This window comes from Rhodococcus sp. IEGM 1351 (assembly GCF_030056875.1).
GTDB lineage: Bacteria > Actinomycetota > Actinomycetes > Mycobacteriales > Mycobacteriaceae > Rhodococcus_F > Rhodococcus_F opacus.
This window is the reverse complement of record NZ_JASHKU010000009.1, coordinates 102,856-127,247: the sequence shown is the minus strand read 5'-3', so window position 1 is coordinate 127,247 and position 24,392 is coordinate 102,856. Positions and strand designations below refer to the sequence as shown.

26 protein-coding genes and 4 tRNA genes are annotated in these 24,392 nt (G+C 66.9%); 15 read left to right on the top strand and 15 right to left on the bottom strand.

All coding sequences use genetic code 11. From position 1 onward, the window contains the following. Window positions 1-30 precede the first annotated feature (30 nt). The 3 genes from QM806_RS17740 to QM806_RS17730 all read left to right on the top strand — a co-directional run bounded on the left by QM806_RS17740 (window position 31) and on the right by QM806_RS17730 (window position 2,788). Window positions 31-813, top strand: a complete 783-nt coding sequence (locus tag QM806_RS17740) for an SDR family NAD(P)-dependent oxidoreductase (protein ID WP_005572727.1) — start codon at window positions 31-33, stop codon at window positions 811-813. 26 nt (window positions 814-839) lie between these two features. Next, on the top strand, window positions 840-1,901 hold the full coding sequence (locus QM806_RS17735) for a lysylphosphatidylglycerol synthase transmembrane domain-containing protein (RefSeq protein ID WP_283292233.1): 1,062 nt from the start codon (window positions 840-842) through the stop codon (window positions 1,899-1,901). Window positions 1,902-1,963: 62 nt separating this feature from the next. Then, complete coding sequence (locus tag QM806_RS17730) at window positions 1,964-2,788, top strand: SDR family oxidoreductase (protein ID WP_005563178.1); 825 nt, start codon at window positions 1,964-1,966, stop codon at window positions 2,786-2,788. A gap of 9 nt (window positions 2,789-2,797) precedes the next feature. Here QM806_RS17730 and QM806_RS17725 read toward each other — a convergent pair whose 3' ends face one another. Further along, on the bottom strand, window positions 2,798-3,451 hold the full coding sequence (locus tag QM806_RS17725) for a TetR family transcriptional regulator (protein ID WP_005244320.1): 654 nt from the start codon (window positions 3,449-3,451) through the stop codon (window positions 2,798-2,800). Window positions 3,452-3,607: 156 nt separating this feature from the next. Here QM806_RS17725 and QM806_RS17720 point away from each other — a divergent pair, with 156 nt between their 5' ends. Beyond that, window positions 3,608-4,459: an alpha/beta fold hydrolase gene (locus QM806_RS17720; protein WP_005563182.1), complete on the top strand. Its 852-nt coding sequence runs from the start codon at window positions 3,608-3,610 to the stop codon at window positions 4,457-4,459. Here QM806_RS17720 and QM806_RS17715 read toward each other — a convergent pair. After that, window positions 4,456-5,169 (bottom strand): TetR/AcrR family transcriptional regulator, encoded by a 714-nt coding sequence (locus QM806_RS17715; protein ID WP_242323376.1) that lies wholly within the window; start codon window positions 5,167-5,169, stop codon window positions 4,456-4,458. The two genes, QM806_RS17720 and QM806_RS17715, sit on opposite strands and share 4 nt — an antisense overlap. 83 nt (window positions 5,170-5,252) lie before the next feature. On the opposite strand from QM806_RS17715, the gene QM806_RS17710 reads away from it, so the two are divergent. Further along, window positions 5,253-5,588 carry a nuclear transport factor 2 family protein gene (locus QM806_RS17710; protein ID WP_005563186.1) on the top strand — a complete coding sequence of 112 codons (336 nt, stop codon included), beginning with the start codon at window positions 5,253-5,255 and terminating at the stop codon, window positions 5,586-5,588. Between the two features lie 62 nt (window positions 5,589-5,650). Here QM806_RS17710 and QM806_RS17705 read toward each other — a convergent pair. From QM806_RS17705 to QM806_RS17690, 4 genes are all read right to left on the bottom strand, one after another. Further along, a tRNA-Phe gene (locus tag QM806_RS17705) sits at window positions 5,651-5,727 on the bottom strand. A 66-nt stretch (window positions 5,728-5,793) separates the two neighbouring features. Continuing rightward, window positions 5,794-5,867: transfer RNA gene (locus QM806_RS17700), tRNA-Asp, on the bottom strand. Window positions 5,868-5,963: 96 nt separating this feature from the next. After that, a tRNA-Glu gene (locus tag QM806_RS17695) sits at window positions 5,964-6,036 on the bottom strand. Between the two features lie 98 nt (window positions 6,037-6,134). After that, window positions 6,135-6,791 carry a TetR family transcriptional regulator gene (locus QM806_RS17690; RefSeq protein WP_005254790.1) on the bottom strand — a complete coding sequence of 219 codons (657 nt, stop codon included), beginning with the start codon at window positions 6,789-6,791 and terminating at the stop codon, window positions 6,135-6,137. 327 nt (window positions 6,792-7,118) lie between these two features. Between QM806_RS17690 and QM806_RS17685 the strand changes: the two genes are divergently transcribed. Continuing rightward, a tRNA-Lys gene (locus tag QM806_RS17685) sits at window positions 7,119-7,191 on the top strand. A 44-nt stretch (window positions 7,192-7,235) separates the two neighbouring features. Here QM806_RS17685 and QM806_RS17680 read toward each other — a convergent pair. Further along, entirely contained in the window at window positions 7,236-7,838 is a 603-nt protein-coding gene (locus QM806_RS17680; RefSeq protein ID WP_005254791.1) for a TetR/AcrR family transcriptional regulator, read from the bottom strand. Window positions 7,839-7,949: 111 nt separating this feature from the next. Here QM806_RS17680 and QM806_RS17675 point away from each other — a divergent pair, with 111 nt between their 5' ends. Both QM806_RS17675 and QM806_RS17670 read left to right on the top strand, forming a co-directional pair. Next, window positions 7,950-8,423, top strand: coding sequence for a DUF4334 domain-containing protein (locus QM806_RS17675; protein ID WP_054247752.1), 474 nt, complete (start codon window positions 7,950-7,952; stop codon window positions 8,421-8,423). Between the two features lie 6 nt (window positions 8,424-8,429). After that, complete coding sequence (locus QM806_RS17670; RefSeq protein ID WP_005566651.1) at window positions 8,430-9,518, top strand: NAD(P)-dependent alcohol dehydrogenase; 1,089 nt, start codon at window positions 8,430-8,432, stop codon at window positions 9,516-9,518. A 6-nt stretch (window positions 9,519-9,524) separates the two neighbouring features. On the opposite strand, the gene QM806_RS17665 is transcribed toward QM806_RS17670, so the two are convergent. Then, on the bottom strand, window positions 9,525-10,127 hold the full coding sequence (locus tag QM806_RS17665) for a hypothetical protein (RefSeq protein ID WP_005566652.1): 603 nt from the start codon (window positions 10,125-10,127) through the stop codon (window positions 9,525-9,527). After that, a complete protein-coding gene (locus QM806_RS17660; protein ID WP_005244335.1) occupies window positions 10,124-10,564 on the bottom strand; it encodes an MmcQ/YjbR family DNA-binding protein in 441 nt (146 codons plus the stop codon). The genes QM806_RS17665 and QM806_RS17660 overlap by 4 nt, the downstream gene beginning before the upstream one ends. A gap of 494 nt (window positions 10,565-11,058) precedes the next feature. Between QM806_RS17660 and QM806_RS17655 the strand changes: the two genes are divergently transcribed. From QM806_RS17655 to phoU, 4 genes are all read left to right on the top strand, one after another. Continuing rightward, window positions 11,059-12,015, top strand: a complete 957-nt coding sequence (locus QM806_RS17655; protein ID WP_005254796.1) for an acyl-ACP desaturase — start codon at window positions 11,059-11,061, stop codon at window positions 12,013-12,015. A gap of 80 nt (window positions 12,016-12,095) precedes the next feature. Then, window positions 12,096-13,238, top strand: a complete 1,143-nt coding sequence (gene dusB, locus QM806_RS17650; protein WP_283292227.1) for a tRNA dihydrouridine synthase DusB — start codon at window positions 12,096-12,098, stop codon at window positions 13,236-13,238. Window positions 13,239-13,357: 119 nt separating this feature from the next. Continuing rightward, window positions 13,358-15,391 carry an LCP family protein gene (locus QM806_RS17645; RefSeq protein WP_054247754.1) on the top strand — a complete coding sequence of 678 codons (2,034 nt, stop codon included), beginning with the start codon at window positions 13,358-13,360 and terminating at the stop codon, window positions 15,389-15,391. A gap of 82 nt (window positions 15,392-15,473) precedes the next feature. Next, window positions 15,474-16,172: a phosphate signaling complex protein PhoU gene (phoU, locus tag QM806_RS17640; RefSeq protein ID WP_005254798.1), complete on the top strand. Its 699-nt coding sequence runs from the start codon at window positions 15,474-15,476 to the stop codon at window positions 16,170-16,172. 140 nt (window positions 16,173-16,312) lie between these two features. Here the strand turns inward: phoU and pstB are convergent, their stop codons facing one another. The 6 genes from pstB to QM806_RS17610 form a co-directional block, all read right to left on the bottom strand. After that, window positions 16,313-17,089, bottom strand: a complete 777-nt coding sequence (gene pstB / locus QM806_RS17635; RefSeq protein WP_005244341.1) for a phosphate ABC transporter ATP-binding protein PstB — start codon at window positions 17,087-17,089, stop codon at window positions 16,313-16,315. 43 nt (window positions 17,090-17,132) lie between these two features. After that, window positions 17,133-18,041 carry a phosphate ABC transporter permease PstA gene (gene pstA / locus QM806_RS17630; protein ID WP_005573179.1) on the bottom strand — a complete coding sequence of 303 codons (909 nt, stop codon included), beginning with the start codon at window positions 18,039-18,041 and terminating at the stop codon, window positions 17,133-17,135. A 3-nt stretch (window positions 18,042-18,044) separates the two neighbouring features. Further along, window positions 18,045-19,118 (bottom strand): phosphate ABC transporter permease subunit PstC, encoded by a 1,074-nt coding sequence (gene pstC / locus QM806_RS17625; protein ID WP_283292225.1) that lies wholly within the window; start codon window positions 19,116-19,118, stop codon window positions 18,045-18,047. A gap of 67 nt (window positions 19,119-19,185) precedes the next feature. Continuing rightward, window positions 19,186-20,304 (bottom strand): phosphate ABC transporter substrate-binding protein PstS, encoded by a 1,119-nt coding sequence (gene pstS / locus QM806_RS17620; protein WP_054247755.1) that lies wholly within the window; start codon window positions 20,302-20,304, stop codon window positions 19,186-19,188. Window positions 20,305-20,518: 214 nt separating this feature from the next. Beyond that, window positions 20,519-21,436, bottom strand: a complete 918-nt coding sequence (mshD, locus tag QM806_RS17615) for a mycothiol synthase (RefSeq protein ID WP_283292223.1) — start codon at window positions 21,434-21,436, stop codon at window positions 20,519-20,521. After that, window positions 21,433-22,191: a winged helix-turn-helix transcriptional regulator gene (locus QM806_RS17610; RefSeq protein ID WP_005254803.1), complete on the bottom strand. Its 759-nt coding sequence runs from the start codon at window positions 22,189-22,191 to the stop codon at window positions 21,433-21,435. Before QM806_RS17610 ends, mshD begins: the two co-directional genes overlap by 4 nt. A gap of 207 nt (window positions 22,192-22,398) precedes the next feature. Here QM806_RS17610 and QM806_RS17605 point away from each other — a divergent pair, with 207 nt between their 5' ends. The 3 genes from QM806_RS17605 (at window position 22,399) to QM806_RS17595 (ending at window position 24,341) form a co-directional block, all read left to right on the top strand. Beyond that, complete coding sequence (locus tag QM806_RS17605) at window positions 22,399-23,178, top strand: LmeA family phospholipid-binding protein (protein ID WP_005573170.1); 780 nt, start codon at window positions 22,399-22,401, stop codon at window positions 23,176-23,178. Further along, complete coding sequence (locus QM806_RS17600; protein WP_005254805.1) at window positions 23,175-23,651, top strand: thioredoxin family protein; 477 nt, start codon at window positions 23,175-23,177, stop codon at window positions 23,649-23,651. The genes QM806_RS17605 and QM806_RS17600 overlap by 4 nt, the downstream gene beginning before the upstream one ends. Window positions 23,652-23,888: 237 nt before the next feature. After that, the gene (locus tag QM806_RS17595) at window positions 23,889-24,341 is read left to right on the top strand and encodes a DUF4395 domain-containing protein (protein ID WP_005573169.1); all 453 of its coding nucleotides are present in this window, start codon (window positions 23,889-23,891) and stop codon (window positions 24,339-24,341) included. The last annotated feature ends 51 nt before the right edge of the window (window positions 24,342-24,392 follow it).

Below are 24,392 nucleotides of genomic sequence, written 5' to 3'. Positions count from 1 at the left end.
CGCTCGTTCCTCACACGCTTGGAGTTCCTCATGGCGACACCCGCCACCAGCACCCCCCGACGTCGCTGCGCCGCACTGGTCACGGGCGGCACCGGCGGCATCGGCTCGGCCATCGCACGGCAACTCGCGACCCTCGGCCACGACGTGGCCATCACCTACCGATCCAACGCCGACGTCGCCGCGGACCTCGTCGGCGAACTGGAAAGCCGCGGCGTCGGAGCGCAGGCGTTCTCCGCCGACCTCACCGACCAGCCCCGCGTCGCGAGTGTCGTGACACAGACCATCGAACACTTCGGCGGCCTCGGCGTCCTCGTTCACGCCGCGGGACCGCACATTCCGATGATCCACCTGTCCGAGATCGCTCCCCGGGACTACGCCGAGCACCTCGAACAGGAAGCGGTGGCCTTCTTCACCGTCGTCAAGGCCGCCCTCCCCGCGCTGCGGGAAGCGTCCGGTTCCGTCGTCGCGGTCACGACCGCGGCCACCAGCCGATATCCGGTGCGCGACGGACTGTCGCCGGGCACCAAGGGTGCGATCGAACAGCTGGTCAAGGGATTCGCCGCCGAGGAGGGCCGCTACGGCGTCCGCTTCAATTCGGTGGGCCCGGGAATGCTCACCGACGGCATGGCCGAGCGGCTGATCAACTCCGAAGAACTCGATCAGCGCGCACTCGACGCCGCCATGAGCCGGATACCGCTACGCCGGTTCGGCACCGCCGCGGACGTCGCCGAGGCGGTCTGCTTCCTCGCGAGCGACCGGGCGGGTTTCGTCACCGGACAGAAACTCGACGTCGACGGCGGATACACGGTGTGATCACCGGCCATGTGTAATGGACGCGTATGACTGACGCCCAAGACACCCGCCCGACGCCCCGCAGGCGTCGAGTCGAATGGGTGATCGGCGGCCTGCTCGTCGTCGTGCTCGCGGTGGAAATCGTCCTCATCTGGCCGGACCTCTCCGAGAGCGTCCAGAACCTCGGCGACCTCCGATGGGGATGGGTGGCCGCGGCCGTCGTGGCGTCGCTGGCGTCGATGTCGAGTTTCGCCCGGGTCCAGCGCTGCCTGCTGGGGGTCGCGGACGTGCACATCAGACAGCGGCAGTCCCTCGCGGTGACGTTCGCCTCCAATTCGATGAGCGTGACGCTGCCGGGCGGCCCGGTTCTGGCAACGACGTTCAGGTACCGGCAGACACGCCTCTGGGGTGCCTCACCGGTGGTCGCGACGTGGCAACTGGTGATGGCCGGCGCCCTCCAGGCCATCGGCCTGGCGCTCGTCGGACTGGCGGGCGCACTGCTCGTCGGGGCCGAGACCAACCCGTTCTCGCTGATCTTCACGTTCGGCGGCCTGTGCGCCTTCCTGGTGGTGGCTCAGTACGCCGCCTCGCGGCCCGACGCCCTCGAAGGTGTCGGCATCACCGCGCTACGCGGATTCAACGCGCTTCGAAAGAAGTCTCCGCTGACCGGTGTTCGCCGATGGAAGCACATCGTGAACCAGATGAGCGCCGTCCGGATGGATCGCCGCGACACCGCCCGCGCGTTCGGGTGGTCGCTGTTCAACTGGATCGCCGACGCCGCATGCCTCGCCTTCGCGTGCTACGCGGTCGGCGCACATCCCGGGTTCGCCGGACTGGCCGTCGCGTACGCGGCGGGCAACGCCGCCCGTTCGGCCATCCCACTTCTGCCCGCCGGGCTCGGTGTCATGGATGCCGTGCTCGTCCCCGCACTGACCGCCAGCGGAATGACCGGCGCCGAGGCGGTGTCCGCGATCGTCGTCTACCGCCTGGTCAGCTTCCTGCTCATGGCCACCATCGGCTGGATCGTCTTCGCGGCACGCTTCCGGGGTACGCAGCAGCAGGGCGAGGAGGGCCCGGACCTCGCACCACTGTGGCGTCCCGGCACGTGAATATGTCCCGCTGAGAGAGAAACCCGGGCCGAGGCGGCCGACGACGGTCCTACGGTCGAGCCGTGACGGAACCGGAAACACAGGAAAAGCAGGTTGTCGTCGTCACCGGCGCGGCCTCGGGAATCGGGGCGGGGATAGCCCGGCACGCGCACGCTCGCGGTATGGCAGTGCTCCTCGCCGACATCGATACGGCCGCGCTGGATCGTCTGGCCGCAGATCTGGGCGGAGCCGCCCTCACGTGCGCAACCGACGTCGCGGACTCCGGGTCCGTCCACGCCCTGGCCGATCTCGCGTACGACTCGTTCGGCCGGGTGGACCTTCTCTTCAACAACGCCGGAATCATGCGGGCCGGATTCCTCTGGCAACTCGGCGAATCCGACTGGGACGCCGCCCTCGGTGTCAACGTCACGGGTGTCGTCAACGGGATCCGGGCGTTCGTTCCGCGCATGATCGACCAGGGCGGCGGACGCGTCGTCAACACGGCCTCGGTCGGTGGATTCGCGCCCGGTCCGATGATGTCGCCGTACAGCGCATCGAAGTTCGCGGTCGTCGCGATCACCGAGTGCCTGCAGATGGAGTTGACCATGGTAGGCGCCCCGGTGTCCGCGAGCGTGCTCGCGCCGGGGCCCGTCGTCACGTCCGTCTTCGACAACCCGTTCGGGGCGGTCTCCCATCCGGCCGTCGATCGGATGGTCGCGCAGATGCGCGAACTGCTCGGCACCCACGGTCTCGACGCAGACACTTTCGCGGAATTGGTCTTCGCAGGCATCGACCGGGGCGACTTCTGGCTCGCACCGCAGGGTGAGCACCTCGACAGCATGGTGCGCCAGCACACCGCCACCATCCTCGAGCGGCGAGAACCGGTAATCCGGCAGTCGTTTCGCTGAGCGCGCGAACTAGCCGCCGAGGCGCCGGAACACGAGACGGACCGCGAGCCCGAGGTGAGCCATCACCTCGTCCACCGAGATGCGGCCGGCCACCCAGGACACCAGGCTCGACATCCAGACGTCACCGATCACCCGGATGGCGTTCAACTGGTCGTCGGAGATGTGCTCGACACCGATGGTCTTGGCGAACATTTCGGTCATCAGCGCGCCGAACGCATCCAGTTCGGCCGAGGCCGACGCGTCCGCGAACATGAACGCGCGCACCAGGGCCTCGTAGCGCGGCCGGTCCTTCTCGAGGACTTCCGTGTTCTTCCGGAGGACGAACAGGATCCGCTCCGACGGCGTGTCCCCCGGGATCGCGACGTCCTCGAACCGGGACCGCATTCCCTCGAACACCATCAACAGGCCCATCACCAGCATGTGGTTCTTCGACGGGAAGTAGCGGTACACGGTGCCCAGCGCGACGCCCGCCCGATCGGCGATGGCCCGCATCTGCACGGCGTCGTACCCGCCCTCCGAGGCGAGTTCCATCGCTGCGGCGACGATCCGCTGATAACGCTCCCGCTGGGGGGCTTTGGCCCCACGCGAGGGCAGCTGCCCGTTGCGAAGCAACGACAGTAGCCCGTCGCGGCCCGCCGTCAGCGGCTCTTCAGCACTGCTCATGGACGTCAGCCTAGCGACAGTCACCTCGGTGCCGTCCGGCGACGGCACCGGTTCCGGTCGTCACGATGTCCGGATTGCGTGGGCCACCCCCGGATAGACTCGCCTCGACCGCCGGAGGTTCCCGTGCCCAGAGTTCATGTCGGACCCGAGGATCGTGTGATCCGGCTGCCCGACGGACGCCTGATGGGTTTCGCGGAGTACGGCGACCCCCGCGGATTCACCGTCGTGAACGCCCACGGCGGGCTCGCCGGCCGTCTCGACGTCGCGGCCGCCGACCGGAGTGCTCGCGACGCGGGCATCCGGCTCCTGTCCCCCGACCGTCCGGGGATCGGACTGTCGGATCCGCAGCCGGGCAGGACGGTCCTCGACTGGGCCCGGGACGTCGAAGACCTCGTGAATCGCCTCGGCGTCGGCCGTTTCGGTGTCCTGGGGTGGTCGATGGGCGGGCAGTACGCGCTCGCGGTGGGCTCCGGCGTGGCGTCGCGCGTGACAAGTGTCGCGGTGATCGCCGGGGCCCTGCCCCTCACCGAACCCGGGGTGTTCGCCCAGCTTCCCGCCGGGGACCGCGTGTTCACCCGGCTGTCCCAGCACGCCCCGCTGGTGGCGCGGAGCTGCTTTCGCGTCATGGGCGCCGTCGCGCTGCGTGCTCCGCGCCTGTTCCGGCGACTCGGCGCCCGCGACCTCGGCGCCGCGGACGCAGCCGTTCTCCGCTCCGAACCCGTCCGGAACTTCTCGCTCATGTCCGGTGAGGCTCTCCGGACGGCGCCCGGGATGGTGGAGGACTACTGCGCGTGGATGCGGCCGTGGGGGTTCGCGCCGGAGGATCTGACCGTGCCGGTCGACGTCTGGGGTGGAACCGAGGACGAACTCGTGCCCACGACCTGGCCGCCCGAGCTCGCCCGCCGGATTCCCGGCGCCAGGCTGAATATCCGCACCGGTGGTCATTTCATGGCTCACCTGCACTACCGCGAGATCTTCGACACCCTGCGGCGGCGCTCGGAGTCCTAGGTCGCTGCCGTTAGTTTGTCGAGCCACTCCCGCATCACGAGGAGTTCGCCGGCACTCAACCCGGCCCGGCCCGCGTCGGCGTCGAGGGCGCGCGCGAGCGCGTCCGCCTTCTCGACCACCTCCCTCGAGGTCTCCGACAGCACAGTGGGCGCCGGCCGGATCAGCCCGGCGATCACGTTGTCGCGCAGTTCCCGTGACAGGGAGAGGTCGACGCGGCCCTCCGGCTGCGCGATGAGGTGCAGGGTCATGCCGACGTTCGCCGCCACGAATTGCCCGGCGGCGGCCGCAGGCGTCACGCGCAGGCGTCCCTGCTGCGCGATCTCGGTCAGCAACTGGAGGAGCCTCGTCTCGGCGACGGAGGTCACCGCACACGGCTTGCCTGGAGCGACCTGCCCGTACAGCAGGACGTAGAACGAGGGATTGTCGAGCCCGTAGCGGACGTGATCGTCCCAGCCGTGCCGCAGGTCGTCGACCGGGTCGTCCCCGCGCCGATTCGTGGCCCGGACGTACTGGCCGAAACCGTACTCCACGACCGCGTCGAACAGGCCCTGCTTGCTGCCGAAGTGGTGGTACAGCGTCGGGGCCTGCACGCCGGCGAGGTCGCAGACGGCGCGGGTGGACACGGGCTTGCCCTTGGCCTCGTCGAGTAGTTGGGCCGCCGCCTTCAGCAGACGGTCGCGGGCGTCACCGGCCACACTCTTCTTTGTCACACCGCTATGCTACTTCTATAGCGTTGCTATACGCACGGACTGCCGGGCCGGCAGGGACAACGCACAGGGACAGGGAGATCACCATGAGCACCACCACGACACCCGAGATCGTCACGCGCTACTTTCGGGCAGCCGACGCAGGAGACCTCGATGCACTCACAGCATGCTTCACCGACAACGCGGCCGTGACCGACGAAGGCCGGACCGTCCGCGGGCGCGACGGCATCCGGCAATGGCGCAGGGACCTCGAATCGAAGTACACCTACACGGTCGAGGTGACCGGAACGGAAACGGCCGCCGACGACACTTACGTGATCACCACCACGGTGAAAGGAAATTTCCCCGGGAGCCCGGTGGAACTGAAGTACGAGTTCGTTCTCAGCGACGGCCTCGTCGACACACTGCGGATCGCACCCTAGCGACACGGACAACGAAAAAACTCCGCTGTCGACGTTCTCGACAACGGAGCTTCGGTGAATCGTGGTGGCCAGGGCCGGGATCGAACCGGCGACCTTCCGCTTTTCAGGCGGACGCTCGTACCAACTGAGCTACCTGGCCGGACGGCACCCGAACCGAATGCCTATCGCATTGTGTTGCCGATACTCGGTATCGGCAACACACTTGCGACCCTGACGGGACTCGAACCCGCGACCTCCGCCGTGACAGGGCGGCGCGCTAACCAACTGCGCCACAGGGCCTTGCTTGTCCTGCTGTTGCTTTACCAGTGTAAAGCGTTACTGCGTGTCACTTTTACTGCCGTCGAACCATACCGCATGCTCGACACCGGTCAAACGTACCCCCTACGGGATTCGAACCCGCGCTACCGCCTTGAAAGGGCGGCGTCCTAGGCCGCTAGACGAAGGGGGCCCGCCGGATTTCTCCGAACCAGTACCTCAACGGCGTTCCGTTGGGAGCTTGGATAGCTTAGGACACGGATCGAGAATTTCCCAAATCGCCAGGTCAGACTACGAATCGGGAAGTTCCGAACCGGAATCCGGCCAGCCTTCCCTCGCAAACTTCTCCAACCATTCGGGTGAAGCCATCGCTTCGAGGATCACTTCGAGCGATTCCGCGAACCGCTCGCCGAGGTCACCCTCCAGCGCCGTCATGTCGGACATGTACCGCTGGCCGGCGAGGGACGCCGCCAGGACCCTGGTGAACTTCTCGGGATCGGCGTCGGCGCGCAGCAGTCCGTCGCGCTGAGCGCGGATCGCGAACTCGTGCGCGGCGCGCCCCCACACCTGCGAGCCGCCGGACTGTACGTCCGGATAGAACTCGGGTTCGACGATCAACCGGAACTCGGCCCGCACGATGACGCTCGAATGGAACAGCTTCGCCAGATCGATCACGAAACCGTGGAGGGCTTCGAACGGCCCGATGTCCGTGCGACTCGTCCACCTGTCGGTCAGCGCGGTGAATTGCTCGACTCCGGACTGAAGAACGGCACGGGCAAGTTCTTCCTTCGACTGAAAGTGGAAGTACATCGCCCCCTTGGTGGCGTTCGAGCCCTCGAGGATCGTGTTGACGGACGCCGCCGCATAGCCGCGCTTGGCGAACTCGATGGCGGCCGACTCCACCAGCGCAGCGCGAGTGCGTCGCGCACGTTCCTGTTGACGTGCCATGACGGTAAATCCCTCTCCGAGATGCAGTAGCCCTCTTTCCGCCCTACTGGGACGAGCATGGAGCCATACATAACAGTATCCCCGTTTTGAAAGAACCGACAGAGCAGTCTGTAAATCATGGAAACTTCCCAGAAACCAACCCAAAGACCTTTATGGAGCTGAAACCGGACTGCTGCCGAAAACACACCAAGTGGTATAATTTGGGTCGGCTCGGGTGCGCTGCAGGGGGTGCGCACCCGAGCCGACCCTTTTCACCCCCCGCGCGGCGCGCCGTGCCGGGGGTCCTGTTTTCTCGGTCACGGTCTGCGCACTAGACTCTGGCCCCGCGCCCCTATAGCTCAGTTGGTAGAGCTACGGACTTTTAATCCGCAGGTCGTAGGTTCGAGCCCTACTGGGGGCACTCTCCCCTTACTCGGCACCATGCCGGGTAAGGGGCACGAGCACTCATTCGCGGCCCGGCGCTTCCGCCGCCGCAGGCGTCCCGATCAGACGACGAACCGCCTCGACAGTGGCCTGCCGCCGCTGCGCCACCGTGCGCTCCCCCGACTTTGCCCCCGCCTGCTTGCGGCCGCCGCGGGCGGTGGCCAGTGACAAGGCGATGTCGGTGATCACGAGCAGCAGCTCGCCCGCGTTCCACGACGGATCGACGAACCCCTCCTGCTGCCCACGCCGAATCTCGGCGATCTTGGGGCGCAGCGTGAGGATCCGCGCATCGTCGGCGATCTGCTCGCGCACCTCCAGGTCGGCCCACTTCTGCAGCCTCGCGTTCTCGGGGTGCGCCACGTAGTCGTCGAACAACCGGCCCGCGTAGCCCGGCAGATCGTCGCCCCGCAACGCCGTCTGTTCCGTCGTCTCGGCGATCCATTGCGTGATGACGGCGTCGAACAGCGTTTCCTTGCTGTCGAAGTACGCGTACAGACGGTCCTTGCTTGCCCGGGCCGCCTCCGCGATGCGGTTGATCCGGGCTCCGGCGACTCCGTGGCGGGCGAACTCCGCCTTGGCCGCGGCGAGGATCCGTTCTCGCGTGGCTTCTCCCGCTGTTCGCATTCCGACATCCTAAATTGCCCGTTGCCGAACCATCTGGTTCGGCGTAGCGTGCGCAGTTGACGAACAGTTTGGTTCGTAAACCTCGCGCCCCTCACCCCAAGGACCGTTTTCATGGACATCGATCAGGCCCGCAGCACGTTCCACGAGCTCCGGGGGCGCGAGAGCGGCGTCTCGCCCGACGAACTCGACGCCGTGTGGGCGGCGCTCGACACCGTCAGGGCCGAAGACATCCTCGGCAGCTGGAAGGGCGACGACTTCGCCACCGGACACCGCCTCCACGAGAAGCTGTTCGCGAGCCGCTGGCACGGAAAGACGTTCCACTCCCTCGAGGACGCGAAGCCGTTGATCTGCCGGGACGTGGACGGCAACCTCTATTCCGACATCAAGGGCGGCAACGGCGAAGCCAGCCTGTGGAACATCGAGTTCCGGGGTGAGGTCACCGCGACCATGGTGTACGACGGCGCACCCATCTTCGACCACTTCAAGAAGGTGGACGACTCCACCCTCATGGGCATCATGAACGGCAAGTCCGCACTGGTCCTCGACGACGGTTGGCACTACTACTTCCTGCTCGAAAGAGACTGAGCTCCAATGCAGGTCACAGCAGCGGTCTCACGCGGACCCGATTCTCCGTTCACGCTGGAGACGGTCGAACTCGACGAGCCCCGCGCGGACGAGGTACTGGTGCGCATCGTCGCCACCGGCCTGTGCCACACGGACCTCTTCACCAAGGCGGCCCTCCCCCGCGCCGCCGGCCCCGCCGTCCTCGGGCACGAAGGTGCCGGGATCGTTGTCGACGTCGGGTCACGCGTGAGCGGGGTGGCGCCCGGTGATCACGTGATTCTCAGTTACCGCCACTGCGGCGATTGCGACCAGTGCCGAAGCGCGGGTCCGGCGTACTGCGTCGACGCGCACCGGCTGAACAGTTCGGGCCGACGCGCGGACGGTTCGGCCACCGTCACCCAGAACGGCGAGTCCGTGCGCGCCGCGTTCTTCGGCCAGTCCAGTTTCGCCGAGCACGTCCTCGCAACCGCCGACAACGTCGTCGTCGTCGACAAGTCCGTCGACCTGGCCGCCGCGGCGCCGCTCGGCTGCGGGTTCCAGACGGGTGCCGGTGCGGTACTGAACGTGCTCCGGCCGGGCCGCGATTCGAGTGTGGTCGTCTTCGGCGCGGGCAGTGTCGGGTTCGCCGCGCTGCTCGCGGCCCGATCAGCCGGCGTCGCAACGCTTCTCGCCGTCGATCCGGTACCCGCGCGACGTGCGCTCGCGGAGGAGTTCGGCGCGGTCGCGCTCGATCCCGGGTCACAGGACGCGGTCGCATCGATCCGTGCGGCGACGGGCGGCGGCGCCACCCACGCCCTGGACACGACGGGGATCCCCGCCGTCATCGGCCAGGCATTGTCGTGCCTGCGCGCGCGGGGCAGCGCGGTGGTCGTCGGCCTCGGCGCACCCGAAGTGGTGGTGAACATTCAGGATCTGATGCTGAGCGGCAAGACCCTCCGCGGCTGCGTCGAGGGCGATTCTTCGGTACAGCAGTTCATTCCGCAGTTGCTGGCGCTGCACGCGGACGGGAAATTCCCGTTCGACCGTCTCGTCACCGAGTATCGATTCGACGACATCAACCGCGCCGTCGCCGATCAGGCCGCGGGCACGGTGATCAAGCCCGTGCTCGTGTGGTGAATTCGCTCAGGGCGTGGCAGGTGACGGTCCGACCGGCGGCCCGTCGCCCACCTGTCCGTCCTTCGCTTTCGAATCTCTTCGCATCTCGGCGAGATCCTCGCCGCGCTTGCGGTACGTGAAGCTGACTCCGGCGACGCCGAGGAACAGCACCACTCCGATGATGGCGCCGGCGAGCGATGCGCCGCGGAATCCGGGCGCGTCGACGTCCATGATCCGTTCGCCCGCGTGCGCTGCGCTGTTGCCGCCGAGCACCACACTGAGCGTCAGCAGGTTGGGCAGCACCACCAGGACACCGAGGATCAGCAACACGATCTGCACCGGCTTGAACCGGCGCCGGCGGAACAGCCGCCACGCTCCGCGGACCAGCAGCAGCGGCAGGAGGGTGCACAGGGTGCCGAACAACAGTCCCCACAGGATGCCGCCGCCGAAGCTGCCGTTCGCCAGTCCACCCACGTTCTGGGCCCACGCCCGCGGGAGGTAGGCCGCGAGGATGAAGTAGGCGATGACCAGCACCACCAGGAGGACTGCGATGCCGATGGCCTTCTTGGCCCACGCAGGCAGGCCCGATTTCGCCGGTGTGGAAGTGGATGCGCTGTCCTCGGTCGTCATGACTGGTCTCCCTGCGTCGGCAACGGTTCTTCGTCCAGCACCTGCTCGGCCAGTCGCTTCGGGGCGACGAGCGTGTACGACGTCCTGATCCACTCACGCAGCTGTTCCCACCGAGGCTCGTCCGCGTCCGCGACGTCCAGTGCGATCCAGCCGTGTCTACCGAGACCGTATCCCGCGGGCTCGGCCCCTGGTTCCGTTGCGACGACCGCTTCGGCCTCGTCGACGGTGAGCTTCACCGTCAACCGGGTGGCCTCCACGTCACTGAACACGAAGTTCTTCCCCCGCACCCGGAACGTCGGGTGTCCATCCCATTGGGCGACGTCCACGCGCACGGCTTCGGGCAACTCGGCGACGATCTGTTCCAGGCGGCTCATGTTGTTGCCCATGTGACGATTGTCGGCAGCGCCCAGACCGACCGCAACCGGCATAACGGACATACGCGGGATTTCCCGCCGCCGAGACCGCGGTGAAGTCGGCGCTGCCGAGGCTCGTCGGCGGGCTCGACGGGGTCCTGGGTGGCCTGCTCGGAAAGGGTGCGGGCGGCGGACTGGGCCCGGGTGGCGATATTCACACCTGGGGTGGATCGAATTCCCAGGAGACCGACAACCCGGACGAACGGGTTCCGCGCAACCGCCGACACGGCTCGAGTTACGACAGGGAATCTGTGGAGACCGACAAATCTGTAATCGTCCACAACTGTCCGCGCGTCGCTGTGATGATCTCTCCCTGCGATGATTACGCTGGTCACCGCGTACGCACGCTCATCAGTACACTGTCATGTAACGGTTCGCCGCGTGGCGGCGACACATCCCGGAAGATCCATTACGGATCGGTAACTTGGACGGTTCCCGGGCCGCCGACGGCGTTTACCAACCTACTTACGGTGCCGTAGGCTGAACAAAGTCAAATTGAGCTACTGGAGGCATTACACATGGCGAGGGATCTGACCCAACTCGAACTGCTGCAGGAGTTGTCGCCGGTTGCAGAAGAGAACGTCAACCGCCACATCTCCATGGCCAAGGAATGGCATCCCCACGACTACGTTCCGTGGGACGAAGGACGCAACTTCGCCGCGATGGGCGGCATCGACTGGGATCCCGAGCAGTCGCAGCTCGACGAGGTCGCCAAGGCTGCGATGATCACGAACCTCCTCACCGAGGACAACCTGCCGTCGTACCACCGCGAGATCGCCGAGAACTTCTCGCAGGACGGCGCGTGGGGAACGTGGGTCGGTCGCTGGACCGCCGAGGAGAACCGTCACGGCATCGTGATGCGCGATTACCTCGTCGTGACCCGCGCCGTCGACCCCGTCCAGCTCGAGCGTTTCCGCATGGAGCACATGACGAACGGCTTCGCCTCCCCCGCCGACGTCGACGCCGGCTTCCTCCACTCCGTCGCGTACGTGACGTTCCAGGAACTCGCCACCCGCGTCAGCCACCGCAACACCGGTAAGGCGTGCAAGGACCCGATCGCCGACAAGATGCTGCAGCGCATCGCCGCCGACGAGAACCTGCACATGATCTTCTACCGCAACATGTGCGGTGCTGCCCTCGACCTCGCGCCCGATCAGGCGCTCGAGGCCATCAACATGATCGTCCAGAACTTCCAGATGCCGGGCGCCGGCATGCCGAACTTCCGGCGCAACGGTGTGCTCATGGCCAAGCACGGCATCTACGACCTGCGTCAGCACCTCGAAGAGGTCTTGATGCCCGTCCTGCGCAAGTGGAACATCTTCGAGCGGACCGATTTCACCGCCCGCGGCGAAGAGGTCCGCGAGAGCCTCGGCAAGTTCCTCGAGAACCTCGAGGGCCAGGCCACCAAGTTCGAGGAGCAGCGCGACCGCATGCTGGCCCGCGAGGCCAAGAAGCGCGAGCAGAAGGCTTCGTGACGTAAACAGTTATCCTGTGCCCGGTACCGGATTCGGTACCGGGCACAGTTTTTGTTCCAGCACTTTCCCAGAGGTCGTCAATGTCATCCCTTCGTATCGGATCGCTCGAGCTGCGCAGTCCGGTGGTTCTGGCCCCCATGGCCGGGATCACCAACGTCGCGTTCCGCACGCTGTGTCGTGAGCTCGAGACGGAGCGCGCGGGCAGCACGTCCGGCCTGTACGTCTGTGAGATGGTGACCGCGCGTGCGCTGGTGGAACGACAGCCCGCGACCCTGCACATGACGACGTTCGGCCCGACCGAGACCCCGCGGTCGCTGCAGCTGTACACCGTCGACCCCGACACCACGTACGCCGCGGCCAAGATGATCGTGGACGAGAACATGGCCGACCACATCGACATGAACTTCGGCTGCCCGGTTCCCAAGGTGACCCGCAAGGGTGGTGGCGCGGCGCTGCCGTACAAGCGCACCCTGTTCGGCCGGATCGTCGCGGCGGCCGTGAAGGCGACCGAGGGGACCGACGTCCCGGTGACCGTCAAGTTCCGCGTCGGCATCGACGCCGAGCACCACACGCATCTCGACGCCGGCCGGATCGCCGCCGGCGAAGGCGCCGCCGCGGTCGCACTGCACGCGCGTACCGCCTCGCAGCGGTACTCCGGCACGGCCGATTGGAACGAGATCGCCCGGCTCAAGGAACACGTCACGGACGTGCCCGTACTCGGGAACGGCGACATCTTCGCCGCCGAGGACGCGGCCCGCATGATGGAACAGACAGGGTGCGACGGCGTCGTCGTCGGGCGCGGATGCCTCGGGCGCCCATGGCTGTTCGCGGAGCTGAGCGCCGCACTGAACGGAAACCCGCAGCCCACTCCGCCCAATCTCGGCGAGGTGGCCACGATCATCCGCCGGCACGCGGAGCTCCTTGCCGATCACCACGGCGAGGACAAGGGCCTCCGTGAACTGCGCAAGCACGTGTCCTGGTACCTGCGGGGCTTCCCCGCCGGGTCCGAACTGCGGGTCGCGATGGCCCTCGTGAGCACCCTCACCGAACTCGACGACCTCTTGGTTCAGCTCGATCCGACCATCCCGTTCCCCAAGGACGCCGAGGGACCACGGGGACGTCAGGGGTCACCCGGGACGGTCGCGCTCCCCGAGGGATGGCTCGACGACCCCGACGACTGCCTGGTACCCGCCGGCGCCGACCTCATCCATTCTGGTGGTTAGCAGCACGAACGCGCGTCACCTCGCTACATGTGTGGAGCCCCGACGTTCGATAAGTACTATGGCTGGAATCCGTCGAGGCCGACGGAGGTCGGAGTCGGCGGAGAGGTCAGGTTGCATCGGTGGGTGATGATCACAGCTCGGACTCACCGACTCCCGAATCCCGCGCCCCCTGGGAGCGTCCTCTCGCGGATCCCAGCTACCGAGAAGCCCAGTCGGGACGGCCGCGGCGACTCCCGCCGCGGCAGCCACCACCCGAGCGGACCGCGCCACCCGAACGGACCGCGCCACCCGAGCGCCGTGCGCAGGTAGAGCGCACCGAACCGTCCCGCCACGACAGTGGCCGGATCGGCCGCCGGGCCGCGGGTGGACCCACCGAAGCGCTCTCCGTCGCAGACCTGGTGAAGAAGGTTTCCGGGGAAGAACCGAGCGAGCCGGACGATCCGGACAAGACGGAGATCATTCCCCCGATCGACGAGCGGCAGCCGCCGCCTCCCGGGATTCCGCCGCGGGAGACCCCTGCCGCGCCTCCGCCGCCGGATCCGGAACCCCCGCAGAGCACGCCCGAACCCGAATGGGTCGCGGATTCCGCCGAGACCACTGCGGTACCGCAGGTGGTCGGCAACCCGGGCACCACCCGCCTGGCCCTCAACAAGACCCGTAAACGCAAGCGTCTGCGTGCAGCAGGACGGGCCGTCGTCGCGCTCGTGGCGGTGGTCGCACTCGCCGGAACCGGCATCGTCTGGGGTTACCTCCGCTCCACCGAAGGCAAGTTCGACCAGATCGCGGCACTCGACACGGAGTCGACCGACATCGTCGACGCCGTCGGGCAGACCGGTGACGAGACCTATCTCATCGTCGGCAGCGACACCCGCGCCGGCGCGAGCGGCGAAGTGGGTGCCGGAACCATCGACGACGCCGAGGGATCCCGCGCCGACACGGTGATGCTCGTCAACATCCCCGCCGACCGAAGCCGGGTGGTCGCGGTGTCGTTCCCCCGCGACCTCGACGTCGAGCGGCCCGTCTGCCAGGGCTGGGACAACGCCAGCGGCACCTACACCGAGGAGACCTTCCCCGCCGCCGACGGCGACAAACTCAACGCCACCTACGCGCTCGGCGGACCGAAGTGCCTGGTGAAGGTGATCCAGAAGATGTCGGGTCTGAAGATCGGCCACTTCGTCGGCATGGACTTCGCCGGCTTCGAGTCGATGGTCAACGAGATCGGTGGGGTCAAGGTCTGTACCACCCAGCCGCTCGAGGACGGCGTCCTCGGCACCGTTCTGCCGGAGGCGGGCACTCAGATGCTCGACGGCAAGACCGCACTGAACTTCGTCCGCGCCAGACATGTCGAGGCGGAGGGCAACGGCGACTACGGCCGCATCAACCGTCAGCAGAGATTCCTGTCCGCCCTGCTGCGGGGCGCCCTGTCCAGTCAGGTGCTGCTCAATCCCGGCAAACTGAACGGCTTCATCAACGCGTTCACCCGCGACACGTTCGTCGAGAACATCGACACGAAGTCGCTGGTCACGCTCGGACGCTCACTGCAGAACGTCGATGCGGGCGCGGTCACGTTCCTGACGGTGCCCACCGCAGGCACCACCGAGTGGGGTAACGAGATTCCCCGCACCGACGACATCAAGGCCATCTTCCGCGCCATCATCGACGACGAGGCGCTGCCCGGCGAGAAGCGTGCGGAACCCCTGCCCTCCGCCCCCGAACCGCAGGCCGCGCCGGCGCCGCTGTCGGTCCAGGCCGTCGACCCGTCCAGCGTGACCGTGCAGGTGTCGAACGCATCGGGTGAGTCGGGACTGGCCGCGACCGTGGCCGACTCGCTGGCCGCCGAGGGGTTCCAGATCTACAACGTCGGCAACTACACGGGAACCAGCGGCGAGACCGTCGTCCGGTTCTCGCCGGGCCACGAAGCCGAGGCGGCGACCCTGGCGTCGTCGTTCCCGGGTGCGGTGCTCGAGTCGACCACCGGACTGGGGACGGTCGTCGAGGTCGCGCTCGGTTCGAACTTCTCCGGGACCGTCCAGACACCGAGCCCGATCGACACACCGCTCAGTATGTCGGACGTGCGAATCGGCCAGCCCGAGGACGTGGAAATCCCCGCGGACCTTGCGGTTGTGAACGCAGGCGACACGTCCTGCGAATGAGCGCCCGCCGGGTTGCGTCGTTCACCCCGCGTTCACCGTGTGATCGTGACTTGGTTTCCCGTGCACCGTAGGCTGTGAACTCATGCGCGTGGCTTACAACGAACAGATGACCGAGCTTGCCGACTTGCTCGGTGAGATGGCGGGGCTTGCGGGGGTCGCCATGGAGCGCGCCACCCAGTCGCTGCTCCAGGCAGATCTTTCCCTCGCCGAGCAGGTGATCGGCGAGCACGACAAGATCACCGAGCTCAGCACCATCTGCGAGGAGCGGGCGTTCGCCCTCCTCGCCCTGCAGGCACCGGTCGCCGGCGACCTCCGCTCGGTCGTCAGCGGGATCCAGATCGTCGCCGACATCGACCGCATGGGTGCGTTGGCTCTCCACGTCGCCAAGATCGCGCGCCGCCGACATCCCAACCACGTGCTTCCCGAAGAGGTCAACGGTTACTTCGCCGAGATGGGACGCATCGCCGTCTCCATCGGCGCCGCTGCCCGCGAGGTTCTCGAGACGCGTGACCCCGAGAGGGCCGCCCGCTTGCGTGAAGAGGACGAGGCGATGGACGACCTGCACCGTCACCTGTTCACCGTGCTCATGGACCGCGAGTGGAAGCACGGCGTGGCCGCTGCGGTCGACGTCACCCTGCTCGGCCGCTTCTACGAGCGTTTCGCCGACCACGCAGTCGAGGTGGGCCGCCGAGTGATCTTCCTCGTCACCGGCAAGCTGCCCGACGACACCGAGACCGCCGTAGCCGACGCCGACAGCCTCACCTCGTACCCGGAACTGTAGAACTCCGCCAACACTTTTCGCGCGAACGGGACGCTCGTACGGTCTGACCGTACGAGCGTCCCGTTCGTCCGATGCCGCCGTCCCCGGACACGAGAACGCCCCGGCCGGATCTCCGGTCGGGGCGTCCTCGTGTGCTCGGTCTATCCGAAGCGGCCCGAGATGTAGTCCTCGGTGGCCTTCTGCGTCGGGTTGGAGAAGATCTTCTCGGTGTCGTCGATCTCGACGAGACGGCCCGGCTTGCCGGTGGCCTCGAGGTTGAAGAACGCGGTCTGGTCACTCACACGCGCCGCCTGCTGCATGTTGTGGGTGACGATCACGATCGTGAAGTCCTTCTTCAGCTCCGTGATCAGGTCCTCGATCGCGAGGGTCGAGATGGGGTCGAGCGCCGAGCAGGGCTCGTCCATCAGCAGGACGTCGGGCGAGACCGCGATGGCCCGGGCGATGCACAGACGCTGCTGCTGACCGCCGGACAGTCCGCCGCCCGGCTTGTCGAGACGGTCCTTGACCTCGGTCCACAGGTTGGCGCCGCGCAGCGACCGCTCGGCCACCTCGTCGAGACGCTTCTTGTTGCGCTCGCCCTGCAGCTTCAGCCCGGCCACCACGTTGTCCTTGATGGACATCGTCGGGAATGGGTTGGGACGCTGGAACACCATGCCGATCGTCTTGCGCACGCCGACCGGATCGATGCCGGAACCGTAGATGTCCTCACCGTCGAGCAGGATCGAACCCTCAACGCGCGCACCGGGAGTCACCTCGTGCATGCGGTTCAGCGAACGCAGCACCGTCGACTTGCCGCAGCCGGAGGGGCCGATGAAGGCGGTCACGTTCCGCGGGGGGACGGACAGCCCGACATCGGCGACGGCGTGGAATTTGCCGTAGTAGATGTTGACGTCCTTGAGATCCAGACGCTTGGCCATTACCGGCTCCCTACTGATTGGTGTTCGAAATCGAGTGTATGTGTCACTTGCTGCGGACCTGCGAGAAGTGGCCGATGACCTTGGCCAGGATGTTGAGGACGGCGATGAGGAGAATCAACGTCAGCGCCGCACCCCAGATGCGGTTCGTACCGGCATCGGTCGGGTTGTTCATCTCGGCGACCATGACGCCGGGCAGCGTGCCCATCTCGCCACCGAACAGGTTGAAGTTGATGAAGGGTGCGTACCCCACGAGGATCAGCAGCGGCGCAGTCTCACCCATCACCCGGGCCAGCGCCAGCATGACGCCCGTGATGATGCCGGGCAGTGCGGTGGGCAGCACGATCTTGGCGATCGTCTTCCACTTCGGAACGCCCAGCGCGTACGACGCCTCCCGCAGGTCCTGCGGAACGATGCGGAGCATCTCCTCCGTGCTGCGGACGACGACGGGGACCATCAGCAGCACCAGAGCGAGTGCTACCGCGAAGCCGGACTTGGGGAAACCGAACGTCGCGATCCACAGGGCGTAGATGAACAGGGCGGCCACGATCGACGGGACACCGCTGAGGATGTCGACCATGAACGTGGTCAGCTTCGCCAGCCGCGACTTCCGGTCGGCGTACTCGACGAGATAGATCGCGACGAACAGTCCGAGAGGAATGGACAGCACCGCGCAGACGATTCCCTGCAGAATCGTGCCGATCAGCGCGTGATAGATGCCGCCGCCCGCCGCCGAGGACGTCAGTCCGCTGAGCGAGTGGGTGAACCAGGTGGCCGACGTCAGGGCAGGGATTCCCTTGATGACGGCGGTGATCAGGACCCACACCAGCGGGACCAGCGCCACGAGCACTGCCAGCGTCACGAGGACGGTGGCGGTCAGATCGATGATGCGTCGGCGGACACCGACCCCCTGGAAGGTGGGGGCCTTGACCGGCTTGTCGAGTGTCGCGGTCATGGGTCAGTCCTTCTTTCCTGCGATCACGGCGCGGGCCGCGGCGTTCACGACGAAGGTGAGAACGAAGAGCACCAGACCTGCGGCGATGTAGGCGCCGGCCTGAATGTTGTTGTTGAACTCCGCGTAGCCGAGAGCGATCTTCGAGGCGATGGTGGCGCCGCCGTCGAACAGCGACCACCCGAAGGGCTGCGACGTGGTGCGCAGGATCAGGTAGAGCGCCATGGTCTCGCCGAGGGCGCGACCCAGGCCGAGCATCGATCCGCTGATGTAGCCCGACTTGCCGAACGGAATGATCGTGGTTCGCACCACTTCCCACCGGGTGGCGCCCAGTGCGAGCGCAGCCTCGATGTGGGACGTCGGTGTCTGCACGAACACCTCGCGGGTGACCGCGGTGATGACGGGAAGGATCATGACGGCGAGGACGATGCCTGCGGTGAAGATGGTGCCACCGCCGGTGATGGAACCGCTTCCGGTCGCGAACAGTGGGAACCAGCCGAGTTTTTCGTTGAGCCACACGGCAAGCGGCTTGATCGCGGGAGCGAACACGAGCAGACCCCACAGGCCGTAGACGATCGACGGCACGGCGGCCAGCAGGTCGATCACGTACGCCAGTGGCCGTTTGAGCCAGTTCGGCGAGTACTCGGTGAGGAAGATCGCGATGCCGAGGGCGACGGGCATCGCGAGGATCAGAGCGAACAGCGAGACGAGGACGGTCACCTGGAAGAGGTCGAGGACACCGAACGCCATGGCGTTGATGTTCTGGGTGACCCACTCGCGGCTGGTGAGGAAGTTGACCTGATTCCGGCTCAGTGCGGGAACTGCGCGCCAGACCAGGAAGATGCCGATCGCGGCGATCAGGATGGAGATGAAGATGGCGGAGGTGGTCGCGAGCGACTTGAAGATCCGGTCCCCCGGCCTGGCGGCGGCCTGGCCGCGGGGTGCACCTGTCGGAGTCGGGATTTCGGCCTTGGTGGTACTCAACTCGGCCTCCGGGGTGCCGTTCGGACCGCCCACCCCGACTCCGCCGGAAGCGGAGCCGGAGGCGCGAGGTGCTGATTCGATGTGCGCTTCACTCATCTGCGCTCGCAATCTTTCCTGGTCAGAATATCGAGTCATGGGCGGGTCCGAACGATTAATGGTGCGATCAGCCGATTGCGGCGACCGATGCGTTCAGCTTCTCCTTCATGGAGTCCGGCAGCGGCACGTAACCCTGCTCTGCCAGGTTGCCCTGCCCCTCGTTGGCAGCGCTGGTCAGGAACGACTTGACCGCGGCCGACGTGTCGGCGTCGTAACCCTTCGAGCACACGATCTCGTAGGTGGCGAGCACCAGCGGGTACGCGCCCGCTTCCTTGGTACCGAAGATCGAGCCGAGGTCGAGGGTCAGATCGCCCACACCCTGACCCTTGAACTGCGCACCCTCGATGGCCTTCGATGCCGACTCGTCGGACAGCGCGACGGGGCCGGAGCCGGTGTCGATCTGTGCGGTAGCAAGCTTGTTCTGGTCGGCGTAGGACTTCTCGACGTAGGTGATCGAGCCCGGGGCGGAGGCCACTGCCTGAGCGACACCGGCCGAACCCTTGGCGCCCTCACCGATTCCGCCGGTGAAGTCGGAACCGGCACCGGTGGTCCAGGCGCCGTTGGAGGACGCCGTCAGGTACTGCTGGAAGTTGTCGGTGGTTCCCGACGAATCCGAGCGGATGATGGCGGTGACGTCCTGGTCCGGGAGGGTGGCGCCGGGGTTGAGCGCGGCGATGGCCGGGTCGTTCCACTTCTTGATGGTGCCGTTGAAGATCTTGGCGGTCACCTCGCCGTTCAGCACCAGGTCCTCGACGCCGTCGAGGTTGTAGGCGATCGCAACGGGTCCGAAGACCAGCGGCAGGTTCCAGGCCTCGCCGCCGACGCACCGGGCCTTGGCCTGCTCGGCCTGCTCGGCCTTGATCGCCGAGTCGGAGCCGGCGAAGTCGATCTGGCCCGCGATGAACTGGGTCCGTCCGTCGCCGGAACCGCTGGGGTTGTACGCCAGGTTGACGGTCTTACCCTTTTCCTGGCAGACGGAGATGTAGGTGGAGACGAACTGGTCCATGGCGTTCTTCTGGGCCGAGGAACCGGCCGCGGAGAGGTTGGCCTTGCCCTCGCACGTCGCGTTGGACGACGATGCGTCGACGCCGCTCGACGCCGCGTTGTTGTCGCTGCCACACGCGGCCAAGGTCATGGCACCCAGGGCCACTGCACCGAGCAGGGCGCCATTGCGCTTGAGATTCACCTAGTCCTCCGGAAATACCGTCTCGCCCGCGATCGGGCGGCGACATGAGGTGCGCTTCGTTGAAATCTGCACCAGGCAACACGGCGCTGCCCACGGAGAAACCTAGGGGTAGCTAATGTCCAGTTGGACCACGATCGGTGAACGGAAGGTGAACAGACCGAGCATTTGTCCACATTTCCGAGACGAACAACCGGTGCGGAAGTAGAGGAGCGCCTCAGGCGCGCGCGTACGCGACGTCGGTATAGAACCGCTCGAACCCGAGCCGGTCGTAGGTGTGCAGCGCCGACGCGTTGTCGCCTTCGACGTAGAGCAGCACCTCACCGAGCCCGCGGTCACGCAGGTAGTGCAGTCCGGCGAGCGTCAGCAACCGGCCGAGACCACGTCCCTGGGCGTCGGGGCCGATCGCCACCACGTAGACCTCTCCGATGGCCGGCTCGTCGCCCTGCTTCGGGTGCACCTTGGTCCAGTGGAATCCGAGCAGTCTCTGCTCGTCCGAAGCGGCGAACGCCATGAACAGTCCGGACGGATCGAACCAGGCCTCCGAACGACGCTCGGCCAATTCACGTTCGGTCCACGACCCCTGCTCGGGATGCCAGGCGAAGGCAGCGGCATTGACCCGCAGCAGCTCGGGATCGTCCTCGACGCCGCGGTACTCGCGGAGTGAAATATCTTCCGGCACAACAAGTTCTGGGAGTTCCACATCGGCGAGCGGACGCCGGAGCTGCAGAAGTTCGCGCGCACCGGTCAACCCGAGGCGCTGCGCTACCGCCTGCGCCGCAGGCAGGTTTCCGTGCGCCCACACCCGGGCGTCCGGACCACCCTCGGACAGGACCTCGGTGACCAGCCGGCCACCGATCCCACGGCCACGCGCCTCGGGGTCGACGGCGAGTTCAGCCATCGCGGGATGATCCCCGCGCCCCGGCTGCAGCTGCGCGTACCCGACGATCCGATCGGCGTCGGTCTCCACCAGATGACGGACAGCGGCGCTACCGGCGCCGGACACGGCGTGCACGCCCTGCTCCGACACCGGCGCGGTTCCGTCCGCTGCCGCCGCGCGTTCGAGTAGAGCGGACACGTCCGCGGCCTGCTTGCCGTCGAGTCGATCAGTCCAGGACTGCACCGGATCACTCACTGGATCGCCGGCCCTTCCGCGGATTCGAAGTCCGCATCGTCGGCGTCGAGGTCGTCGACGGGCGGCACCGGCGCACCCGACTTGCTGCGGGTGGGACGGACGGCCTTGTAGCCGACATTGCGGACTGTACCGATCAAGGATTCGTACTCGCTGCCCAGCTTGGCGCGCAGACGACGCACGTGAACGTCGACGGTGCGGGTACCACCGAAGAAGTCGTATCCCCAGACCTCCTGCAGCAACTGCGCGCGGGTGAAGACGCGACCCGCGTGCTGTGCCAGGTATTTGAGGAGTTCGAACTCCTTGTAGGTGAGGTCGAGTGGGCGTCCGCGCAGACGCGCCGTGTACGTGCCCTCGTCGATGACCAGTTCGCCCAGCGTGATCTTGCCGGAGGCCTCCGGACTGGCGACCCCGCCGGAGCGTCCGACCAGCAGTCGGAGACGGGCGTCCACCTCGGCCGGGCCGGTGCCCGGGAGCAGGATGTCGTCGAGGCCCCAGTCGGAATTGACCGCCACCAGACCGCCCTCGGTGAGGACCGCCACCACGGGAACCGCGGAACCCGTGCTGCCCAGCAGCCGGCAGAGGCCGCGAGCCGCCGCGAGATCGGTGCGCGCATCCACCAGGGCGATGTCGGCGGAGCTCGCTTCCAGGAGAGAGGACACCTCCGTCGGGGCAGGCCGCACCGAATGCGCCAGCAGGGCGAGGGCAGGCAGCACTGCCTCGGGGTTGGGGTCGGAGGTAAGAAGCAGTAGCTCCACACAGCCTCCCATCTCGTCGCCGTCGTACCCGGCCGGCCGACGGATGGTTCATCCGCCGGTCCAGGTAGATCGACACTGAAGGTATCGACACTTTTGTCGGTGACAGAGTAGCGCGCCGTCGTCGGCGTTCGTTGCACCGAACCCCCCGGCAACGGGCGCGGAGGTCGCACCGACACTCCCCCGACCGGCGTCCGTCACAATGGGGCCGTGCGGAAACTCATCATCGGAATCGTCGTCCTCGTGGCTCTCGGTCTCGTCGTCGACTTCGGTTCGGCGGCCTACGCGGAGTACCGGGTGTCGCGGGAACTGCGGGCAGGCGCGTCGCTCACCGCGGATCCTGAGGTGACGGTTCACGGTTTTCCGTTCCTCACCCAGGCGTGGGACGGAAAGTACGAGAACATCGAGATCCGCGCCCAGGGAGTACAGAGTGACGTCGTGGGTGAGGTGACGATCGAGTCCACCCTCCTGGGTGTCTCCGCGCCGCTGTCCAACCTCGTCGACGGCTCGGTGAAGACCCTCCCGGTCGATCACCTCTCCGGCCGCATGCTCATCGACGCCACCGACCTGGGTCGCTTCCTCGACATCCCCGACCTGCAGGTTTCGGCCCCGCCTGCCAGCAAGTCGGACGGCACCGGAGGCTCCGGCGGCTCGGGGATGCCGACCGCGGGCGGCGTCGTCCTCACCGGCACCGTCCCCGTCGGGCCCATCGAGACCACCGTCAGCGTGCAGGCCGACCTGGTACTCGACGGCGGTCAGGTCAAGATCGTCGCCAGCGACTTCTACTTCGGGCCCGAAGGCCACGCCGACTTCACCATCCCCGAGCCCCTCGCCCCCGCGATCCTCGGCCTCTTCACCCGGACGATCGACCCCCGGGAACTCCCGTTCGGCGTCCAGCCGACGGAGGTCTATGCGGAAGGCTCGCAGATCGTCATCGAGGGCGTCGGCAACAACGTCACGATCGACCTGAACGAACTGCAGAGCCGATGACCGGAATCACACTGTTACTGATCGCACTGTTCGCCGCCGTCGTGTTCGGGCTCGTCTGGCAACGCCGCCAGGGGACGGTCCGGAGCACCGGCGAGGCTTCCGCGGTCGTGACCGACCAACGACGGCTACTTCTCGAGGCGGCGGGTGTCGGGCCGGGGTCGCCGGAGCATCCTCGACGGGCCACCGTTCTCCACTTCTCCGCCGACTGGTGCGGACCCTGCGCTGCGGTGCGCAGGGTGGTGGGACAGGTCGTCGAGGACCTCGCCGGCGAGCCGGAGCCGCCCGTCGAAGTGGAGGTCGACATCGACGAGTATCCCTCTCTCGCCAAGGAACTCGGCGTTCTGTCGCTGCCGACGACCTTCATTCTCGACGCCGACCTGCAGCAACGCTTCCGGGTGTCCGGAGTGCCCGCCGCGACCGACCTGCGGGCCGCGCTGGGACCCCTCACCCGGCCCCCGGCTTCAAATTCCTGAAGAACCGGGTAAACTCGTCGTCGTGCAATCCAGCCACGAGCTCATGCTCACCCGTCGCCGCACAGTAGACCTGTGCCGCCTCGGGGCTTGTTGCTGTACCTGTTGCTGATCACCAGGGCTGTCGCTTTCTGCTGACACCGCGGATTCCGCGCACGTGATCGAACCCCCGATGACGACGTCTTCCGTCGCCGTTCGGCGCCAGGCAAGCATTCAGGACTCAACGCAGGAGCACTTCTCATGTCCACAACACTCGAGCTCGAGCAGGTCGACGTTCGTGGCCCCCGGTTCGCCGCCTGGGTCACCACCGCAGTCCTCGTCGCCGTGCTCGTCGTGTCGACGTTCTCGCTGGTCGCAGCAGGGATTCTGCTGGCGCTGCAAGCGGTCGTCTTCGCGGCAGGCGCAGCCACCGGACCGCGCCGCAGCCCGTACGGCCGGATCTTCGGCACCCTCGTCGCGCCGCGACTCGCTCCGGGGAGTGAACGCGAACCGGTCGCACCGCTCCGCTTCGCGCAGCTCGTCGGCTTCGTCTTCGCCGCCGTCGGCACCGTCGGCTTCTTCGCCGGCTCCGGCGTCATCGGGGCCGTGGCCACCGCATTCGCCCTGTTCGCGGCGTTCCTCAACGCTGCGTTCGGTATCTGCCTCGGCTGCCAGATCTATCCACTCGTCGTACGCTTCCGCACCGCGGCCTGAAAATTTCACACCGAGAACCACTGCACGATCCACCCGACACAAGTAAGTACA